The sequence below is a fragment of the Pararobbsia silviterrae genome, assembly GCF_003628125.1.
In the GTDB taxonomy this organism is placed as follows: domain Bacteria; phylum Pseudomonadota; class Gammaproteobacteria; order Burkholderiales; family Burkholderiaceae; genus Pararobbsia; species Pararobbsia silviterrae.
Genome location: NZ_RBZU01000003.1, coordinates 448,504 through 463,627, shown reverse-complemented (window position 1 = coordinate 463,627; position 15,124 = coordinate 448,504). Strand labels below are relative to the sequence as shown.

At 66.7% G+C, this 15,124-nt stretch carries 12 protein-coding genes; 6 read left to right on the top strand and 6 right to left on the bottom strand.

Annotated features, from left to right (window positions below; genetic code table 11):
- Positions 1–27 precede the first annotated feature (27 nt).
- The 4 genes from panD to D7S86_RS10125 all read right to left on the bottom strand — a co-directional run bounded on the left by panD (position 28) and on the right by D7S86_RS10125 (position 2,551).
- Positions 28–423 carry an aspartate 1-decarboxylase gene (gene panD, locus D7S86_RS10140; protein ID WP_121085943.1) on the bottom strand — a complete coding sequence of 132 codons (396 nt, stop codon included), beginning with the start codon at positions 421–423 and terminating at the stop codon, positions 28–30.
- A 133-nt stretch (positions 424–556) separates the two neighbouring features.
- Complete coding sequence (gene panC, locus D7S86_RS10135) at positions 557–1,390, bottom strand: pantoate--beta-alanine ligase (RefSeq protein WP_121085941.1); 834 nt, start codon at positions 1,388–1,390, stop codon at positions 557–559.
- 84 nt (positions 1,391–1,474) lie between these two features.
- Positions 1,475–2,335 carry a segregation and condensation protein A gene (locus tag D7S86_RS10130; RefSeq protein ID WP_121085939.1) on the bottom strand — a complete coding sequence of 287 codons (861 nt, stop codon included), beginning with the start codon at positions 2,333–2,335 and terminating at the stop codon, positions 1,475–1,477.
- A 30-nt stretch (positions 2,336–2,365) separates the two neighbouring features.
- Positions 2,366–2,551 carry a DUF3460 family protein gene (locus tag D7S86_RS10125; RefSeq protein WP_166444113.1) on the bottom strand — a complete coding sequence of 62 codons (186 nt, stop codon included), beginning with the start codon at positions 2,549–2,551 and terminating at the stop codon, positions 2,366–2,368.
- A gap of 336 nt (positions 2,552–2,887) precedes the next feature.
- On the opposite strand from D7S86_RS10125, the gene D7S86_RS10120 reads away from it, so the two are divergent.
- Both D7S86_RS10120 and D7S86_RS10115 read left to right on the top strand, forming a co-directional pair.
- The gene (locus D7S86_RS10120; RefSeq protein ID WP_121085935.1) at positions 2,888–4,621 is read left to right on the top strand and encodes an autotransporter assembly complex protein TamA; all 1,734 of its coding nucleotides are present in this window, start codon (positions 2,888–2,890) and stop codon (positions 4,619–4,621) included.
- 9 nt (positions 4,622–4,630) lie between these two features.
- Entirely contained in the window at positions 4,631–8,950 is a 4,320-nt protein-coding gene (locus tag D7S86_RS10115; RefSeq protein WP_121085933.1) for a translocation/assembly module TamB domain-containing protein, read from the top strand.
- 67 nt (positions 8,951–9,017) lie between these two features.
- Here D7S86_RS10115 and metG read toward each other — a convergent pair whose 3' ends face one another.
- Both metG and D7S86_RS10105 read right to left on the bottom strand, forming a co-directional pair.
- Positions 9,018–11,150 (bottom strand): methionine--tRNA ligase, encoded by a 2,133-nt coding sequence (metG, locus tag D7S86_RS10110; RefSeq protein ID WP_121085931.1) that lies wholly within the window; start codon positions 11,148–11,150, stop codon positions 9,018–9,020.
- Between the two features lie 393 nt (positions 11,151–11,543).
- The gene (locus D7S86_RS10105) at positions 11,544–12,185 is read right to left on the bottom strand and encodes a YiaD family glycine zipper/OmpA-like lipoprotein (RefSeq protein WP_121085928.1); all 642 of its coding nucleotides are present in this window, start codon (positions 12,183–12,185) and stop codon (positions 11,544–11,546) included.
- Positions 12,186–12,286: 101 nt separating this feature from the next.
- Between D7S86_RS10105 and D7S86_RS29495 the strand changes: the two genes are divergently transcribed.
- The 4 genes from D7S86_RS29495 to dcd all read left to right on the top strand — a co-directional run bounded on the left by D7S86_RS29495 (position 12,287) and on the right by dcd (position 14,986).
- Positions 12,287–12,424, top strand: a complete 138-nt coding sequence (locus D7S86_RS29495) for a hypothetical protein (protein ID WP_158601919.1) — start codon at positions 12,287–12,289, stop codon at positions 12,422–12,424.
- Positions 12,425–12,582: 158 nt separating this feature from the next.
- The gene (apbC, locus tag D7S86_RS10100; RefSeq protein WP_121085926.1) at positions 12,583–13,671 is read left to right on the top strand and encodes an iron-sulfur cluster carrier protein ApbC; all 1,089 of its coding nucleotides are present in this window, start codon (positions 12,583–12,585) and stop codon (positions 13,669–13,671) included.
- 11 nt (positions 13,672–13,682) lie between these two features.
- Positions 13,683–14,267: a superoxide dismutase family protein gene (locus D7S86_RS10095; protein WP_121085924.1), complete on the top strand. Its 585-nt coding sequence runs from the start codon at positions 13,683–13,685 to the stop codon at positions 14,265–14,267.
- 149 nt (positions 14,268–14,416) lie between these two features.
- On the top strand, positions 14,417–14,986 hold the full coding sequence (dcd, locus tag D7S86_RS10090) for a dCTP deaminase (RefSeq protein ID WP_121085922.1): 570 nt from the start codon (positions 14,417–14,419) through the stop codon (positions 14,984–14,986).
- The last annotated feature ends 138 nt before the right edge of the window (positions 14,987–15,124 follow it).

Sequence of the window (15,124 nt, the reverse complement as noted above, 5' to 3'; positions counted from 1 at the left end):
TCCCGCCGGCAGGCCGCGCGCGCGGTGTCAGACGGTTTCGTAGGCCTGGGTCGGCACGTGGTCGCGCGTGCCCTTGATCCGGTTCTGCGCATCGACGAACACGAGATCGGGCTTGTGCTTGCCGCCCCGCACGTCGGCGTCCTCGACCATCGCGAACGCCGCGATGATCACGAGATCGCCGAGCTGCGCGCGCCGCGCGGCCGAGCCGTTGAGCGAGATGATGCCGCTGCCGCGCTCACCCTTGATCGCATAGGTCGTGAAGCGCTCGCCGTTGTTGATGTTCCAGATATCGATCTGTTCGTTCTCGGCGATATTCGATGCGTCGAGCAGGTCTTCGTCGATCGCGCACGATCCTTCGTAGTGAAGCTCGCAATGGGTGACGGTCGCGCGGTGAATCTTCGACTTCAGCATGATGCGTTGCACGGATGACTCCTTGATTCAAGACGGGGCGCGATGCGCGGCGCGTCTTGGCGCGCATCGCCATGGGGTCGGGCCGCTCGCGGCGGCTGGTGGCGCGCGGACGCGACGCCGGACCGGGCCGCGGCCGGCGCATCGCTCAGATTTCGAGGTTATCGATGAGCCGCGTCTGGCCGAGCTTCGCGGCCGCGAGCACGACGAGCGGGGCCGACGCCTCGTCGGCGGCCGGCGCGCGCAGATTCGCGCGCTTGCGGATCGAGACGTAGTCGGGCTTCCAGCCGCGCGCGGCCAGTGTGCCGAGCGCTTCGGCTTCGAGCGCCGCGAGGTCGCGGCGTCCGTCGAGCACCTGACGGCGCACGTCGTCAAGCAAGGCCTTGAGCTTCGGCGCTTCGGCGCGCTCTTCGGGCGACAGATAGCGGTTGCGCGACGACAGCGCGAGGCCGTCCTCGGCGCGCACGGTCTCGGCCGCGATGATCTCGGTCGGCAGCGCGAACTGCTGGGCCATGCCGCGCACGATCATGAGCTGCTGGTAATCCTTCTTGCCGAACACGGCCACGCGCGGCTGCACGCACGAGAACAGCTTCGTGACGACCGTGCAGACGCCCTGGAAGAAGCCCGGCCGGAATTCGCCTTCGAGGATGTCGCCGAGGTCGGCCGGCGGATGCACGCGATATTCCTGCGGCTCGGGGTACAGATCGCGCTCGGTCGGCGCGAACAGCACGTAGACGTTCTCCTTCTGGAGCTTCTCGATGTCGTCTTCGAGCGTGCGCGGATATTTGTCGAAGTCTTCGTTCGGGCCGAATTGAAGCCGGTTCACGAAGATGCTCGCGACGACGGGGTCGCCGTGCTGGCGCGCGAGCCGCATCAGCGACAGGTGGCCTTCATGGAGATTGCCCATCGTCGGCACGAACGCGACGCGGTTCTGTCCGCGCAACTGGTCGCGTAGTTCGTGAATCGAGCTGATGACTTTCATCGGAGCGGTTGTCCTTCAGGGTGTCGAGGGAGGAAGCGGCGCGCGCCGGGACTCTGCGCCCGGCCCGCGCCGTTCCGGTCGGGTTCAGGTCGGTAGGTAGGCGAGCCGCACATAGATCGGCGCAAACGGCTCGGCCTGCGTGATCTCGATCAGCGATTCGCGCGAGAGCTCGAGCATCGCGATGAAGTTGACGACCATGACGGGCACGCCGCGCGAGACGTCGAACAGCTCGGCGAACTCGATGAACCGCGCGCCCTGGAGCCGGCGCAGCATCAGGCTCATATGCTCGCGGACCGATAGTTCCTCGCGGCTGATCTTGTGATGCGCGACGAGCTTCGCGCGCTTGAGCACATCGGCCCAGGCTTCGCGGAGTTCGCCGAGATCGACGTCGGGGAAGCGCGGCGCGAGCGATTGCTCGATATAGACCTCGGCGCGCAGAAAGTCGCGTCCGAGCTGGGGAATCTCGTCGAGCTTGCGCGCGGCGAGCTTGATCTGTTCGTATTCGAGCAGCCGGCGCACAAGCTCGGCGCGCGGATCCTCGGCCTCTTCGCCCGTGTCGGCCTTCTTGACCGGCAGCAGCATGCGCGACTTGATCTCGATGAGCATCGCGGCCATCAGCAGATATTCGGACGCGAGCTCGAGATTGGTGCCGCGGATCTGGTCGACGTACCCGAGATACTGGTGCGTGACCTCGGCCATCGGAATGTCGAGGACGTTGAAGTTCTGCTTGCGGATCAGGTACAGCAGCAGGTCGAGCGGTCCCTCGAAGGTTTCGAGGAAGACTTCGAGCGCCTCGGGCGGGATATAGAGATCCTGCGGCAGCTTGAACAGCGGCTCGCCGTAGAGGCGCGCGAACGCGACCCCGTCGACGACGTCGGGCGTCGAATCGGCAACCGGGGCCGCGAGCGCGTCGTCGCTTACCGGGGCGGATACCTGAGCGGTCATCGGCGTGGGCGCGGGGCTCGAACGGCGGGCTTAGAAGTTCTGGTAGTACGAGTACGGCGTCTGGGCAATGCGCGACGCTTGCTGGTCAGCACGTTCCTCGAGGTCGATCGGCTGCTTGTCCCACAACAGCGAGCGGCCCTTGCGCTGCTCGTCTTCGAGTTGCGGACGATCTGCCTTGAGCTTGTTGAGGAATTGAGTAATGTCCGACTGGTACATGGCTGGCATTGCGCGGGGAACGCGCGGTTGTCGTCTAAGCGCGGGAATGCGCGAACCGGATTTTACCGCACGAATCTGCGAAGAACGCAGATTACGAATTTGCGTTCTTCGCAGATTGCATCGCGCGAGCGGGTTGACGCTTTCGCGGCCGGTCGGGGTTGGGTTGTGGTCAAATAACGCGGGCCGGCGCTCTCGAACGCCCGTCGCTTCATCGACGACTGATACGACCCTCGTTTAGGAGATTTCTGTTTGCCGGTCCGCGCCCGCGCCTTTGTCGCCCGCCTTTGCCGCGTGGCCCTGTCCGTACGGCGGCCCGCGGCGCGGATCGCGGTCCGGATGCTCGTGGCCGCCGCGCTCGCCGTGTCGATCGCCGCGCCGCGCGCCGAAGCGAAGCCCAAGGCCCTGTACGTCGTCGACATTCATGCGCCGCGCGCGCTGCGCAAGCTGCTCGAGGCGCACCTCGATCTCGCGCGGTTCGCCGATCGCCAGGATCTGACCGACGACGAATACGAGTTTCTCGTGACGGCCGCGCCGCGCCAGGTTGCCGATCTGCTCGAAACCCAGGGCTACTTCACGCCGGCCGTGACGACCGACGAGCGCGTGATCGAAGGCAAGCGGCATGTCGACATCAACGTGGAACCGGGCCCGATCACGGTCGTGACGACCGTCAATCTCGGTTTCGCGGGCCCCATGCTGACCGAAGCGCCGGCGCGCGCGAAAGCCACGCGCGACGCGTGGTCGCTGCACGAGGGCGACCCGTTCAGCCAGGAGGCCTGGGATGCCGCCAAGGACACGGCGCTCAAGACCTTGCAGGCCGAGCGCTATCTCGGCGCCAAGATCACGCATTCCGAGGCGCGGATCAATCCGGCGACGCACAAGGCGTCGCTGCAGGTCAATTTCGAGAGCGGGCCGACGTTCACGCTCGGCGCGCTGTCGATCGACGGCACGCGCCGGTATCCCGACTGGATCATCACCAATATCAATCCGCTCAATGTCGGCGAGATCTACTCGGCCGAGCGTGTGCAGGAACTCCAGAAGCAGCTTCAGGCGACGCCGTATTTCGCGAGCGTCGCGCTCGACGTCGACAGCGATACGGCGCACCCGGACGACACGCCCGTGCGGCTCAAAGTCAGCGAATACCCGTATCAGTCGGTCCGCACGGGCGTCGGCTACAGCTCGGACACGGGCGCCTACATCCAGGGCAACTATCAGTACTTCAACCTGTTCGACCGCGCGTGGGTGTTCAGCGTGACGGGGCGCATCGAGCGCGATCAGGACCAGGGGCAGGTCCAGATCTCGATGCCGCCGGGCCGGTACGGCTGGGTCAACAGCGCGCTCGCGGCGTACACGCGCAGCGATATTCAGGACACGGAGATCTTCAGCATGCGCGCGGGTATCCAGCGCGCGCGCACGTCGCAGTACTACGACTTCACGTATTCGCTGCTCTACTACCGCGACCGGCTGCTCCAGAACGTCGGATCGTCGGTCACGAGTTCCGCGCTCGTGCCGAACTGGACCTGGACGCGCCGCGACGTCGATGATCTCGTGTTCCCGCGCTCGGGCAATATCGTGACGATCTCGGCGGGCGTCGGCGTCAAGCAGCTCGCGAGCGATGCGACGTTCGGGCGGCTCTACGCGGCCGGGCGCGAGTACGTGGCGATCGGCAAGACCGATCTCGTGCTGCTGCGGCTCGAACTCGGCGCCGTCTTCACGTCGGCCAGTACGCTCGACGTGCCCGCTTCGCTGCTCTATCGCGCGGGCGGCGCGAACTCCGTGCGCGGCTATAGCTACGACGCCCTCGGCAACAACGTCGGCGGCTCGATCCTGCCGACCAAATACATGATCACGGGCACGTCCGAGTACCAGCACTGGTTCACGCGCGACTGGGGCGCCGCGGTGTTCTACGATGTCGGCACCGCGACCGATACCTGGTACGAAAAGACGATCTACAGCGGCGTGGGCACGGGTGCGCGCTGGCGCAGCCCCGTTGGCCCGGTCAATCTCGATATTGCGTATGGAATCCAGAACCATTCGTGGCGTCCGTATCTGACGCTCGGCATCGCGTTCTGACCTCGGCCGATGAATCCAGACCCGACTTCCGACAATCCAGAGCACGCGCCCGGCGCGAACCCCGACCCCGCGGAAGGCGCGGGTGACGGCGGCCGTTCCGGAGGCGGCGGCAACGGTGGCGATGGCGGCAACGGCGACAGTGACGGCGGCGATCCGCGGCACGCGCGGCGCGCCGAACGTCGCGCGGCGCTGCGGCGCGGCCGCTGGCTCCGGGCGGCGGTCTGGCCGCTGGTGGCGCTCGCCGCGCTCGTCGTCGTGGCGCTCGGCTCGGTGCTCGGCGCGATCCAGACCGAGAAGGGCACGCGACACGTCTGGCAGGCCGCCGTGCAACTGCTCGACGGCCATCTGTCGGGCACGTTCGAAGGCGGCGCGCTCGCCACGGGCGTGCGGTTCAGCCATCTGCGCTGGCACGACGCGGGTACGGATATCGAGATCGACCGGTTCGACGGGCGCTGGCGCCTGACGCGCCGTCCGCTCAAGTTCACGATCGATTACGTTCGCGCGGGCACGATCGACGTACGGATCGCGCCATCGACGAGCACGACGCCGATGACGCTGCCGCGCGATCTGCGCGTGCCGCTCGCGCTCGATATCGAGGAACTGCGCGTATCGAAAGTCCGCATCCACGACGGCGATGCGACGACCGAATTCACGGATATCGCGGCGCGCGGCCGCACCGACGGGCGCCATCACGAGGTCGCGATCGACAGCTTCGTGACGCCGTGGGGCGCGTTGACCGCCGCGGCCAAGCTCGACGGCGTGCGGCCGTTCGCGCTGTCGGGCGACGCAGGATGGTCGGGCAAGGTCTCCGAACAGGAAATCAAGGTCGGCGCACGCGTGAGCGGATCGCTCGAAACGCTGACGGCCGAGGTCGACGCGAGCGGCATGCAGCTCGTCGGCCACGCGAGCGCGGTCGCGATGCCGTTCGCCGACGTGCCGCTCAAGACGCTGTCGCTCGCGTTCGAGCATGTCGATCCGCGCGCATTCAGCGCGAGCGCGCCGTCGGCCGATTTGTCGGTGCATGCCGACGTCGCCCCCGTTGCGCCGACGGCGGGCAGCACGGCGTTCACCGTCGCGGGCACGGCGTCGATCGTCAATGCGACGCCCGGCCTGATCGGCGACGGCAAGTTGCCGCTGATCGACGCGCACGCGCAGATTCATCTCGATCCGACGGATCAGGCGATCGACGGACTGCAGGTGCGCATCGTCAAGGACGCGAGCGTGACAGGCAGCGGCCGCTTGCATGACGGCAAGGGCCAGTTCGATCTCCGGATCGCGAATTTCGATCTGCGCACGCTGACGCCCGCGGTGCGCGAGACGCGGGTCGGCGGCCCCGTGCGCATCGTGCTCAAGGACGGCGCGCAGCAGGTCGAAGCCGACCTCGCGGATCCGGCGCTCGCGTTGCGGGCGCAGGCCGCGGTCAGCCTCACGCCGTCGCAGACGCAGATCGATTCGCTGAAGCTCCAGCTCGGCAAGGGCCGCGTCGAAGCGAGCGGGTCGCTCAAGCACGACCTCGCCTCGCGCTATTCGGTCAAGGCCACGTTGACGGACTTCGATCCGTTCGTGCTGCTCGCGTCGGAACCCGTATCGAAATCCGCCTCGAAATCTGCGCCGAAACCGGTGTCAAAACCCGCGTCAAAAGCCGCGTCAAAACCCATTATGCCGCCGAGCAAGGCGGAACCCGCGGTGCAGGCGGATGCGGGCGGGAGCCAGGCGGTCCACGGCGACGCGGCGCGCGCTAGCGCGGCGGTGTCGGCATCCGCGGCCTCAGCATCCGCAGCGGTCGCCGGCGGGACCCCGGCGGGCGTGACGACCGCGACGCCCGTCGCCCATACCGCGCCCGCGCATCCGAGCTTCGATCCGCGCGATGTCCGGATCTCGGGCACCTTGAGCGCCGACGGCACGCTCGCCGCGCCGACGACGGTCAAGGCGACGTTCACCTTGCGCGACGCGGTCTACGCGGGCTTGCCGATGACGGGCGCCGGCACCGTGGCGCTCGCCGGCATGCGCCTGCTGCCGAGTCATATCGAATTGTCCGTCGCGGGCAACGACGCGAGTCTCAAGGGCGGCTTCGGCGGCGCGGGCGACCATCTGCTCGTGCATGTCGACGCGCCCGCGCTCGAACGGCTCGGTTTCGGCGTCGCGGGCTTCGTCAAGGCCGATGCCGATCTGACCGGCACGCTCGCGCACCCGAACGCGAGCGCGACCTACGATGCCGAGCATCTCGTCTTCGGCGACAACCGCGTCGGCCACGCGCAAGGGCGCGCCGAGTTGCGCGACGGCGCGAACGGCGCGCTCTCGCTGACGCTCGACGCGCGCGACGTCGCGGTGCCCGGTGTCGAGTTCGCGACGCTCGCCGCGCACCTGAGCGGTACGCGCGCCGCGCATACCTTCGATGCAAGCGCGACGGGCAAGGTCCAGGGACATCCGGTCGATCTCGGCGTGGCCGGACGCGGCGCGCTGACCGAAGCGCGCGGCGCGACCGCATGGTCCGGCACGATCTCGGCGCTCGACAACCGCGGCTCGCCGCGTATCGCGCTGCAATCGCCCGTACAGGTCGCTGTGGCCGATCAGAAGGTCTCGATCGGCGACACCAAGATCGCGATCGATACGGCGACGCTGGCGCTCGGTCGCTTCGAACTCGATCACGGCCGGATCACGTCGGCCGGTTCGCTGAGCGACCTCGCGCTCGCCCGCGTGCTCGCGATCCAGGCCGAGTTCAGCGGCACGCCGTCGACGCTGCGCACCGACCTCGTCTTCGATGCGGATTGGGATTTCACGCTCGCGAACACGGCATCGGGCCATCTCGCGATCCAGCGCCGCACGGGCGATCTGCAGTCGGGGAACGGCCGCGGCGTGGTGCCGCTCGGCTTGCGCAAGCTCGCGGCGCGCGTCGATTTCGAGGGCGCGAATCGCGCGCACGTGAACGCGGCCGTCGATGCGAGCCGGATCGGCACGGCGAGCGCGGATCTGACGGTCGAACTCGCGGCGCGCGACGGCATGCTGACGTTCGAGCGCGGCGAGCCGATCAGCGGCCATATTCAGGCCGATGTGCCGGCGCTCAAGACGACGGGCGAACTGTTCGGCCCCGCTTATCTGCTTGCGGGCCGCGCGGCGCTCGCGCTCGATGTCTCGGGCGAAGTCGGCCGCCTCAAGCTCAACGGCGCGCTGACGGGCGACGATTTGTCGGTGACGGCCGTCGACCAGCAGATCACGCTCAAGAACGGCATCGTGCGGATCGATCTGACCGACAACCGCGTGGACCTCAAACAAGTCGAGTTTCATGGCGCGGACGGCCTGCTCAAGGCGACCGGCGAGATCCAGCTCGACCGCGACGATCCGCAGATCTCCGCGCAGATCATCGCCGACAAGCTTCAGATCTTCGCCTCGCCCGATCGGCAACTGTCGCTCTCGGGCAGCGCGGATCTCAAACACTCGGGGCCCGTCGGCGGCCTCGCGATCGACGGCAAGTTCGTCGTCGATCACGCGCAATTCGACCTGCCCGAGAGCGCCGCGCCCGCGCTCGGCGACGACGTCAAGATCGTGCGCAGCGACGGCGAACTCGTGGGCGCCGCGCCCGCGACCGGCGTGCCGGCCGCGTCGGAGAAACCGGTCAGCCGCTTTGCGCCGCGCGCGAACGTGTCGATCGATCTCGGACAGCGGTTCTATTTCAAGGGGAGCGGCGCCGATATGGCGTTGCGCGGCGCGATCACGGTCGTCAGCGCGCCGAACGAGCCGCTGCGCGCCGACGGCAACGTGCGCGTCGAACCCGGATCGACGTACGAGGCGTTCGGCCGCAAGCTCGACATCGAGAACGGCTACTTCACGTTCAACGGACCGGTCGACAACCCCGGCATCAATATTCTCGCGATGCGCCGCAACCAGGAGTACGAGGCGGGCGTGCAAGTCACGGGGACCGTGCGCGCGCCGATCGCGAAGCTCGTCTCGATCCCCGATCTGCCCGATTCCGAAAAGCTCTCATGGCTGTTGTTCGGACATGGCACGGATACGACGACGAACCTCGGCCAACAGAACACGATGTCGACCGCGCTTGCGCTGCTCGGCAGCACGGGCGGCAAGCGGATCGCGCAGACCTTCGGGCTCGATGAATTCACGATCGGGCAAAGCCAGAACGGCCTGACCGATCCGCAGGTCGTGCAGATCGCGAAGGCGATCAACGAGCATTTCGTGTTCGGCTACGAGCAGGGGCTGCAGACCGCGCAGAACCTGTTCAAGATCACGTGGACGATCACGCGCAATTGGTCGCTCGCGATTCACAGCGGCACGCTCAACGGCGTGGATGTCGCGTTCAATCGGCGTTTCGACTGAGACGGAAAAACAAACGCCGGGTCTCGAGGGGCAAGACCCGGCGTTGTCGATGTCGAATGCGCGAGGCTTATCGCACGCGCATGCCCGGCTTCGCGCCCGAGTTCGGTTCGAGAATGTAGAGGCCCGGTTCGGCCTTCTCGTCGGCCGCCGACGCGGCGAGCACCATGCCTTCGGAGAGGCCGAACTTCATCTTGCGCGGCGCGAGGTTCGCCACCACGACCGTGAGCTTGCCCACGAGCTGGTCGGGCTGATAGGCCGACTTGATGCCCGAGAACACGTTGCGCGTCTTCTCCTCGCCGACGTCGAGCGTGAGCTGCAGCAGCTTGTCCGACCCTTCGACGGCCTGGCAGTCGACGATGCGCGCGATGCGCAGATCGATCTTCGCGAAATCGTCGATCGAGATGACGCCGTCCGCGTCCCCTTCGGTAGCGCCGCCCTTGGCGGGCTTGGCCGCCGGGGCCGATGCCTTCGCGGTCTTGGCGCCGGCCGCCGCGGCGTCGTTCGCGGGCTGCGCGGGTGCGGCCTGCAACGACTCCTGGTTGGCTGCGATCAGCGCGTCGATCTGCTTCGGGTCGACGCGCGTCATCAGATGCTGATATGCGTTGATCGGATGGCTCGACGACAGCGCGGCCGATGCGTCGGCCCACTTGAGCGGCGCGATCCCGAGGAAGCCTTCGACCGACGCGGCGAGCGTCGGCAGCACGGGCTTGAGCATCAGCGTGAGCAGGCGGAACGCTTCGAGCGAGACGCTGCATGCTTCGCGCAGCGCAGCGGCGCGCGCGGGATCCTTCGCGAGTTCCCACGGTTTGACGGTATCGACGAAGCCGTTGACCGTGTCCGCGAGTTCCATCGTCTGGCGCAGCGCCTTGCCGTATTCGCGTTGCTCGTAGAACGCGGCGACCGCCGGCACGGCATCGCGCAATTGCACGAGCAGCGGGTGCTGCATCGCTGCGTCGTCGACGCGGCCCTCGAAGCGCTTGACGAGGAAACCCGCGGCCCGGCTCGCGATATTGATGTACTTGCCGACGAGATCGGAGTTCACGCGCGCGATGAAGTCGCCGAGATTCAGGTCGATGTCTTCCATCGTCGCGTTGAGCTTCGCCGCGAAGTAGTAGCGCAGCCATTCGGGATTGAGCCCGACGTCGATGAAGCTTTGCGCGGTAATGAACGTGCCGCGCGATTTCGACATCTTCTGGCCGTCGACCGTCAGGAAGCCGTGCGCGAAGACGTTCGTCGGCGTCCGGTGACCCGAGAACTCGAGCATCGCCGGCCAGAACAGCGTGTGGAAGTAGAGGATGTCCTTGCCGATGAAATGGTATTGCTCGGTGTTCGAACCGGGGCGGACCCATTCGTCGAAATCGAGGCCGCGCGTCTCGCAGAGGTTCTTGAAGCTCGCGTAGTAGCCGACCGGCGCATCGAGCCAGACGTAGAAATACTTGCCGGGCGCGCCCGGGATCTCGAAACCGAAATACGGCGCGTCGCGCGAGATATCCCAGTCGGCGAGTTTGGCTTCGCCCGAATCGCCGAGCCATTCGCGCATCTTGTTCGTCGCTTCGGGCTGCGCGAGCTTCGCGACCCAGTCGCGCAGGAACGTTTCGCAGCGCGGATCGGACAGCTTGAAGAAATGATGGGTCGACGTACGGCGCACGGGCGTCGCGCCCGAGACGACCGAGTACGGGTTCTTGAGATCGGTCGGCGCGTAGGTCGAACCGCAGACTTCGCACGAGTCGCCGTATTGATCCTTGGCGCCGCACTTCGGGCACTCGCCCTTGATGAAGCGATCGGGCAGGAACATCTCGCGGACCGGATCGTACGCCTGTTCGATATCGCGTTCGGCGATGAGGCCGGCCTGCTTGAGCGCGAGATAGACCTGCTCGGACAGCACGCGGTTTTCTTCGGAGTCGGTCGAATAATAGTTATCGAACGAAATGCCGAAGTGATCGAAGTCGCGCTTGTGTTCTTGCCAGACGCGTTCGATCAGCGCGCGCGGCGTGATGCCTTCCTTCTCGGCGCGCAGCATGATCGGCGTGCCGTGCGTGTCGTCGGCGCCGACGTAGTGGACCTCATGGCCATGCATTCGCAGCGTGCGCACCCAGATGTCGGTCTGGATATATTCGACCAGATGGCCGATATGGATCTGCCCGTTCGCGTAGGGCAGGGCGGACGTGACGAGGATGCGGCGCGGGGCGTTGGAGGGCATAGAGCAGGCTGCGAAGGTTGAATGGGGTCATGCCTGGGCGCGTCGACCGGCGCGGTGCGATCGCGCGGTCCGGGCGGGCGCCGGAGGGTCGATTTTACCAGTGCGGCGGAGATTCACGCGGGACGCGCTCGCGTCCGTGCGCCGAGGTCGGTATTCAGGCCGGCGTTCAGGCCGTCATGAACGCGTCGTTCAGGCAAAAAAAACCGGGGCGAGGGCGCCCCGGAGCAACAACGACAAGAGGAGAATGGTGACGCACCCAGGTCACCAGGCGCGTACCGTATGTACTGACAGCCGGGGTGCGTACGAGTTCGCTCGAAATCGCGTTTTCTTTGCGAGATGCCGACGATCGCAACACGTCACGACACGTTGCAATACGTTGCGGCAGGTCGCGCGTCAGCGCTGAACCGGGCGCAGATAGATCTCGACGCGGCGATTCTGCGCGCGGCCCGCCTCGGTCCCATTGTCGGCGACGGGCATGGTCGCGCCGCGGCCGTATGCGGTCAGGCGGCCTTGCGCGACGCCACGGCCGACGAGGTAGTTCGCGACGCTTTGCGCGCGATTCTGAGACAGCACCTGATTGAGCTGGGCGGAACCCGTGCTGTCGGTGTGGCCATCGATCTCGGCATTGAGCTCGGGATGTTCGTTGAGCGTCTGGGCGACTTGGTCGAGCACCGGCGCGAACGACGGTTTGATCAGGTAACTATTCGTGTCGAACGAGATCGAGCTCGGAATATTGACCTTGAGCGACCCGTCCTGTTGCTCGGTGATCTGGGTGCCCGTGCCCTTGGTGCCGCCATTGAGCTTGTTCTTGATCGACTGCCAGTTATAACCGACGAGCGCGCCGCCCGCCGCGCCGACGCCGGCGCCGATCGCGGCGCCCTTACCGCCGCCGATCAGCGCGCCGAGCGCCGCGCCGCCCGCGGCGCCGGCTCCCGTTCCGACCGCCGTGTTGGTCCCCTGCTCGGTCGCGCATCCCGCAAGCAGCGTGCCGGCGATCGCGAGGGTCGAGAGTTGGTTGATCCATCTTGTTTTCATCTTAGGGCTCCGGTGTGACGTACGAATTGCGCTTCAGAAATAAACCGTAAAGCGAACAGGCGGTAAAGCGAATGAACGCGTGATTCGAAGGATGATTCGACATGACGCGAAAAGCGAACGCGAAAGACGGACGCGAGACGCGCCGCGCGCGTCTCGCGAACCCCGTCGAGACCGACCGGGCATGCGGGCTGCTCATGCTCGCACGGGCCGGAGTCTTCGACGCCGAGACGCTACAATAGGCGCCGGCATCGCGTGTCTGGCCCGCATCGTATGGCGTCGCGCGCGCCGCGCCCGCTTTCGGGTGCGGCAAAGCGTGCCGTGGCGCGCAATATGGCGCAACTGCCGCAACAAATTTTTGCATTTTCGAAAGCCGGTGTCCTCCCGGCGACTGATCCCTATGACGATTGACAGGCAATCCATCGACGCGGCGCTCGCGACCGTCGTCGACCCCAATACGCAGCGCGATCTCGTCGCGGGCAAGGCGATCCGCAAGGTCGCGATCGACGGCGCGGACGTGCAGGTCGACGTGGTGTTCGGCTATCCGTCGCGCAGCCAGCATGCGGCGATTCGCGACGCCGTCGAACGCGCGCTGGCCGCGGTGCCCGGCATCGGCGCGCGCAGCGTGTCGGTCTCGCAGGACATCGTCGCGCATGCCGTGCAGCGCGGCGTCAAGCTGCTGCCCAACGTCAAGAACATCGTCGCCGTCGCATCGGGCAAGGGCGGCGTCGGCAAGAGCACGACCGCGGCGAACCTCGCGCTCGCGCTCGCCGCCGAAGGCGCGAGCGTCGGCGTGCTCGACGCCGATATCTACGGCCCCTCGATGCCGACGATGCTCGGCGTCGACGGCCGCCCCGAATCGAAGGACGGCCAGACGATGGAGCCGCTCGTCGCGCACGGCGTCCAGGTCAATTCGATCGGATTTCTGATCGAGAAGGACAATCCGATGGTCTGGCGCGGGCCGATGGTCACGTCGGCGCTCGACCAGTTGCTGCGCCAGACGAATTGGCGCGAGCTCGACTACCTCGTCGTCGACATGCCGCCGGGCACCGGCGACATCCAGCTCACGCTCGCGCAGAAAGTCCCCGTCACGGGCGCGGTCATCGTGACGACGCCGCAGGACATCGCGCTGCTCGACGCGCGCAAGGGTCTCAAGATGTTCGAGAAGGTCGATATCCCGATCCTCGGCATCGTCGAGAACATGAGCGTGCACATCTGCTCGAACTGCGGTCACGTCGAGCACATCTTCGGATCGGGCGGCGGCGCGGCCATGTGCGCGGACTACGGCACGACGCTGCTCGGCAGCCTGCCGCTGTCGATCGGCATCCGCGAACAGGCCGATGCGGGCAATCCGACCGTGATCGCGGAACCCGATGGTCCCGTGGCCGCGCTCTATCGCGAGATCGCGCGCAAGGTCGCGATCTCGATCGCCGACAAGTCGCGCGACATGACTTCGAAGTTCCCGTCGATCGTCGTGCAAAACACCTGATCCGAGGCTGCATGAAGCGTCGATCCACCTCGCTTGTCTGCTCCGCGCGCGACGGCGCGCCGCGCGTCGCGTTGTTCGCGCGGTCGCTTGCGTTATCGATCACGCTGTCGGGCGCGCTGTCGGTCGCAGGGTGCGCGCTGATCGGCGACCATGCGCGGCGGGCATCGGTCGAGCTGCTGCCGGCGCCGGGCCTGACCGCGCGCGGCACGGTCACGTTCGTCGAGAACCCCGACGGCGTGCAGGTCACCTATAACCTCGCCGGCTTGCCGCCCGACTCGGATCACGGTCTGCATATCCACGATTCGAGCGATTGCATCGGCGCGGGGCCCGAGGGGATCGGCAACGTCTTCAATCCGCTGCAGGTGCCGGCCGGCGCCACGCGCAGCGCGCATATCGAGGGCGACCTGCCGAATGTGCACGCGGATGCGAACGGCGTCGCGAACGGCTTTTTCGTCGTGACCGATCTCGCGCTCGACGGCGTGCGTTCGGTCATCGGGCACGTGCTCGTCGTGCATCGCGACGCCGACGATCCGTATGCGATGGCGCAGACGATCAGCGACGGCCCGAGGCTCGCGTGCGGCGTGATCCGGCGCTGATCCCGCGTGCGTGTCACGAATCGCGCGGCCGGGCGCACGGGTACGCGTGCGCTGTGCGACGCCGCGTCGCGATCAAGTAAAATGCGCGTTTTTTATCCCGGCCGGCGCGCCCGCGCAGCGGCCGGCTCGTTCCTCCCAGCGATCGCGACATGACCATCAAATCCGACAAGTGGATTCGCCGCATGGCCGAAGAGCACGACATGATCTCGCCGTTCGAGCCGGGTCAGGTCCGTACGTCGGCCGACGGCACGAAACTCGTGAGCTACGGCACGTCGAGTTACGGCTACGACATCCGCTGCGCCGACGATTTCAAGATTTTCACGAATATCAATTCGACGATCGTCGATCCGAAGAACTTCGACGAGAAGTCGTTCGTCGACTTCAAGGGCGACGTCTGCATCATTCCGCCGAATTCGTTCGCGCTCGCGCGCACGGTCGAGTACTTCAAGATCCCGCGCAACGTGCTGACCGTTTGCCTCGGTAAGTCGACTTACGCGCGTTGCGGCATCATCGTCAACGTGACGCCGTTCGAGCCCGAATGGGAGGGCTATGTGACGCTCGAGTTCTCGAACACGACGCCGCTGCCCGCGAAGATCTACGCGAACGAAGGGGTCGCGCAGGTGTTGTTCTTCGAGAGCGACGAGGTCTGCGAGACGTCGTACGCCGACCGCGGCGGCAAGTATCAGCGCCAGCACGGCGTGACCTTGCCGAAGGCGTGATCGCCGCGCGCCCGACGCGCCGATCACGCGCGTGTCATCGGGCGTTGGTACGGTGGGTTCGGGCGGCCGCTCGCGTCGCCATCCGGGGAGCGAGACCCCGCGGACAACAGGTCGCGCCGATCGGGCGCGGCGCAGTTT

Excerpts from the sequence above, each read along its gene's own strand:
- D7S86_RS10125 (WP_166444113.1), bottom strand. The coding sequence starts at position 2,551 with ATGTACCAGTCGGACATTACTCAATTCCTCAACAAGCTCAAGGCAGAT.
- D7S86_RS29495 (WP_158601919.1), top strand. The coding sequence starts at position 12,287 with ATGACGCGAAAAGCGAACGCGAAAGACGGACGCGAGACGCGCCGCGCG.
- panC (WP_121085941.1), bottom strand. The coding sequence starts at position 1,390 with ATGAAAGTCATCAGCTCGATTCACGAACTACGCGACCAGTTGCGCGGA.
- D7S86_RS10130 (WP_121085939.1), bottom strand. The coding sequence starts at position 2,335 with ATGACCGCTCAGGTATCCGCCCCGGTAAGCGACGACGCGCTCGCGGCC.
- metG (WP_121085931.1), bottom strand. The coding sequence starts at position 11,150 with ATGCCCTCCAACGCCCCGCGCCGCATCCTCGTCACGTCCGCCCTGCCC.
- D7S86_RS10095 (WP_121085924.1), top strand. The coding sequence starts at position 13,683 with ATGAAGCGTCGATCCACCTCGCTTGTCTGCTCCGCGCGCGACGGCGCG.
- D7S86_RS10120 (WP_121085935.1), top strand. The coding sequence starts at position 2,888 with ATGCTCGTGGCCGCCGCGCTCGCCGTGTCGATCGCCGCGCCGCGCGCC.
- apbC (WP_121085926.1), top strand. The coding sequence starts at position 12,583 with ATGACGATTGACAGGCAATCCATCGACGCGGCGCTCGCGACCGTCGTC.
- D7S86_RS10115 (WP_121085933.1), top strand. The coding sequence starts at position 4,631 with ATGAATCCAGACCCGACTTCCGACAATCCAGAGCACGCGCCCGGCGCG.
- D7S86_RS10105 (WP_121085928.1), bottom strand. The coding sequence starts at position 12,185 with ATGAAAACAAGATGGATCAACCAACTCTCGACCCTCGCGATCGCCGGC.
- dcd (WP_121085922.1), top strand. The coding sequence starts at position 14,417 with ATGACCATCAAATCCGACAAGTGGATTCGCCGCATGGCCGAAGAGCAC.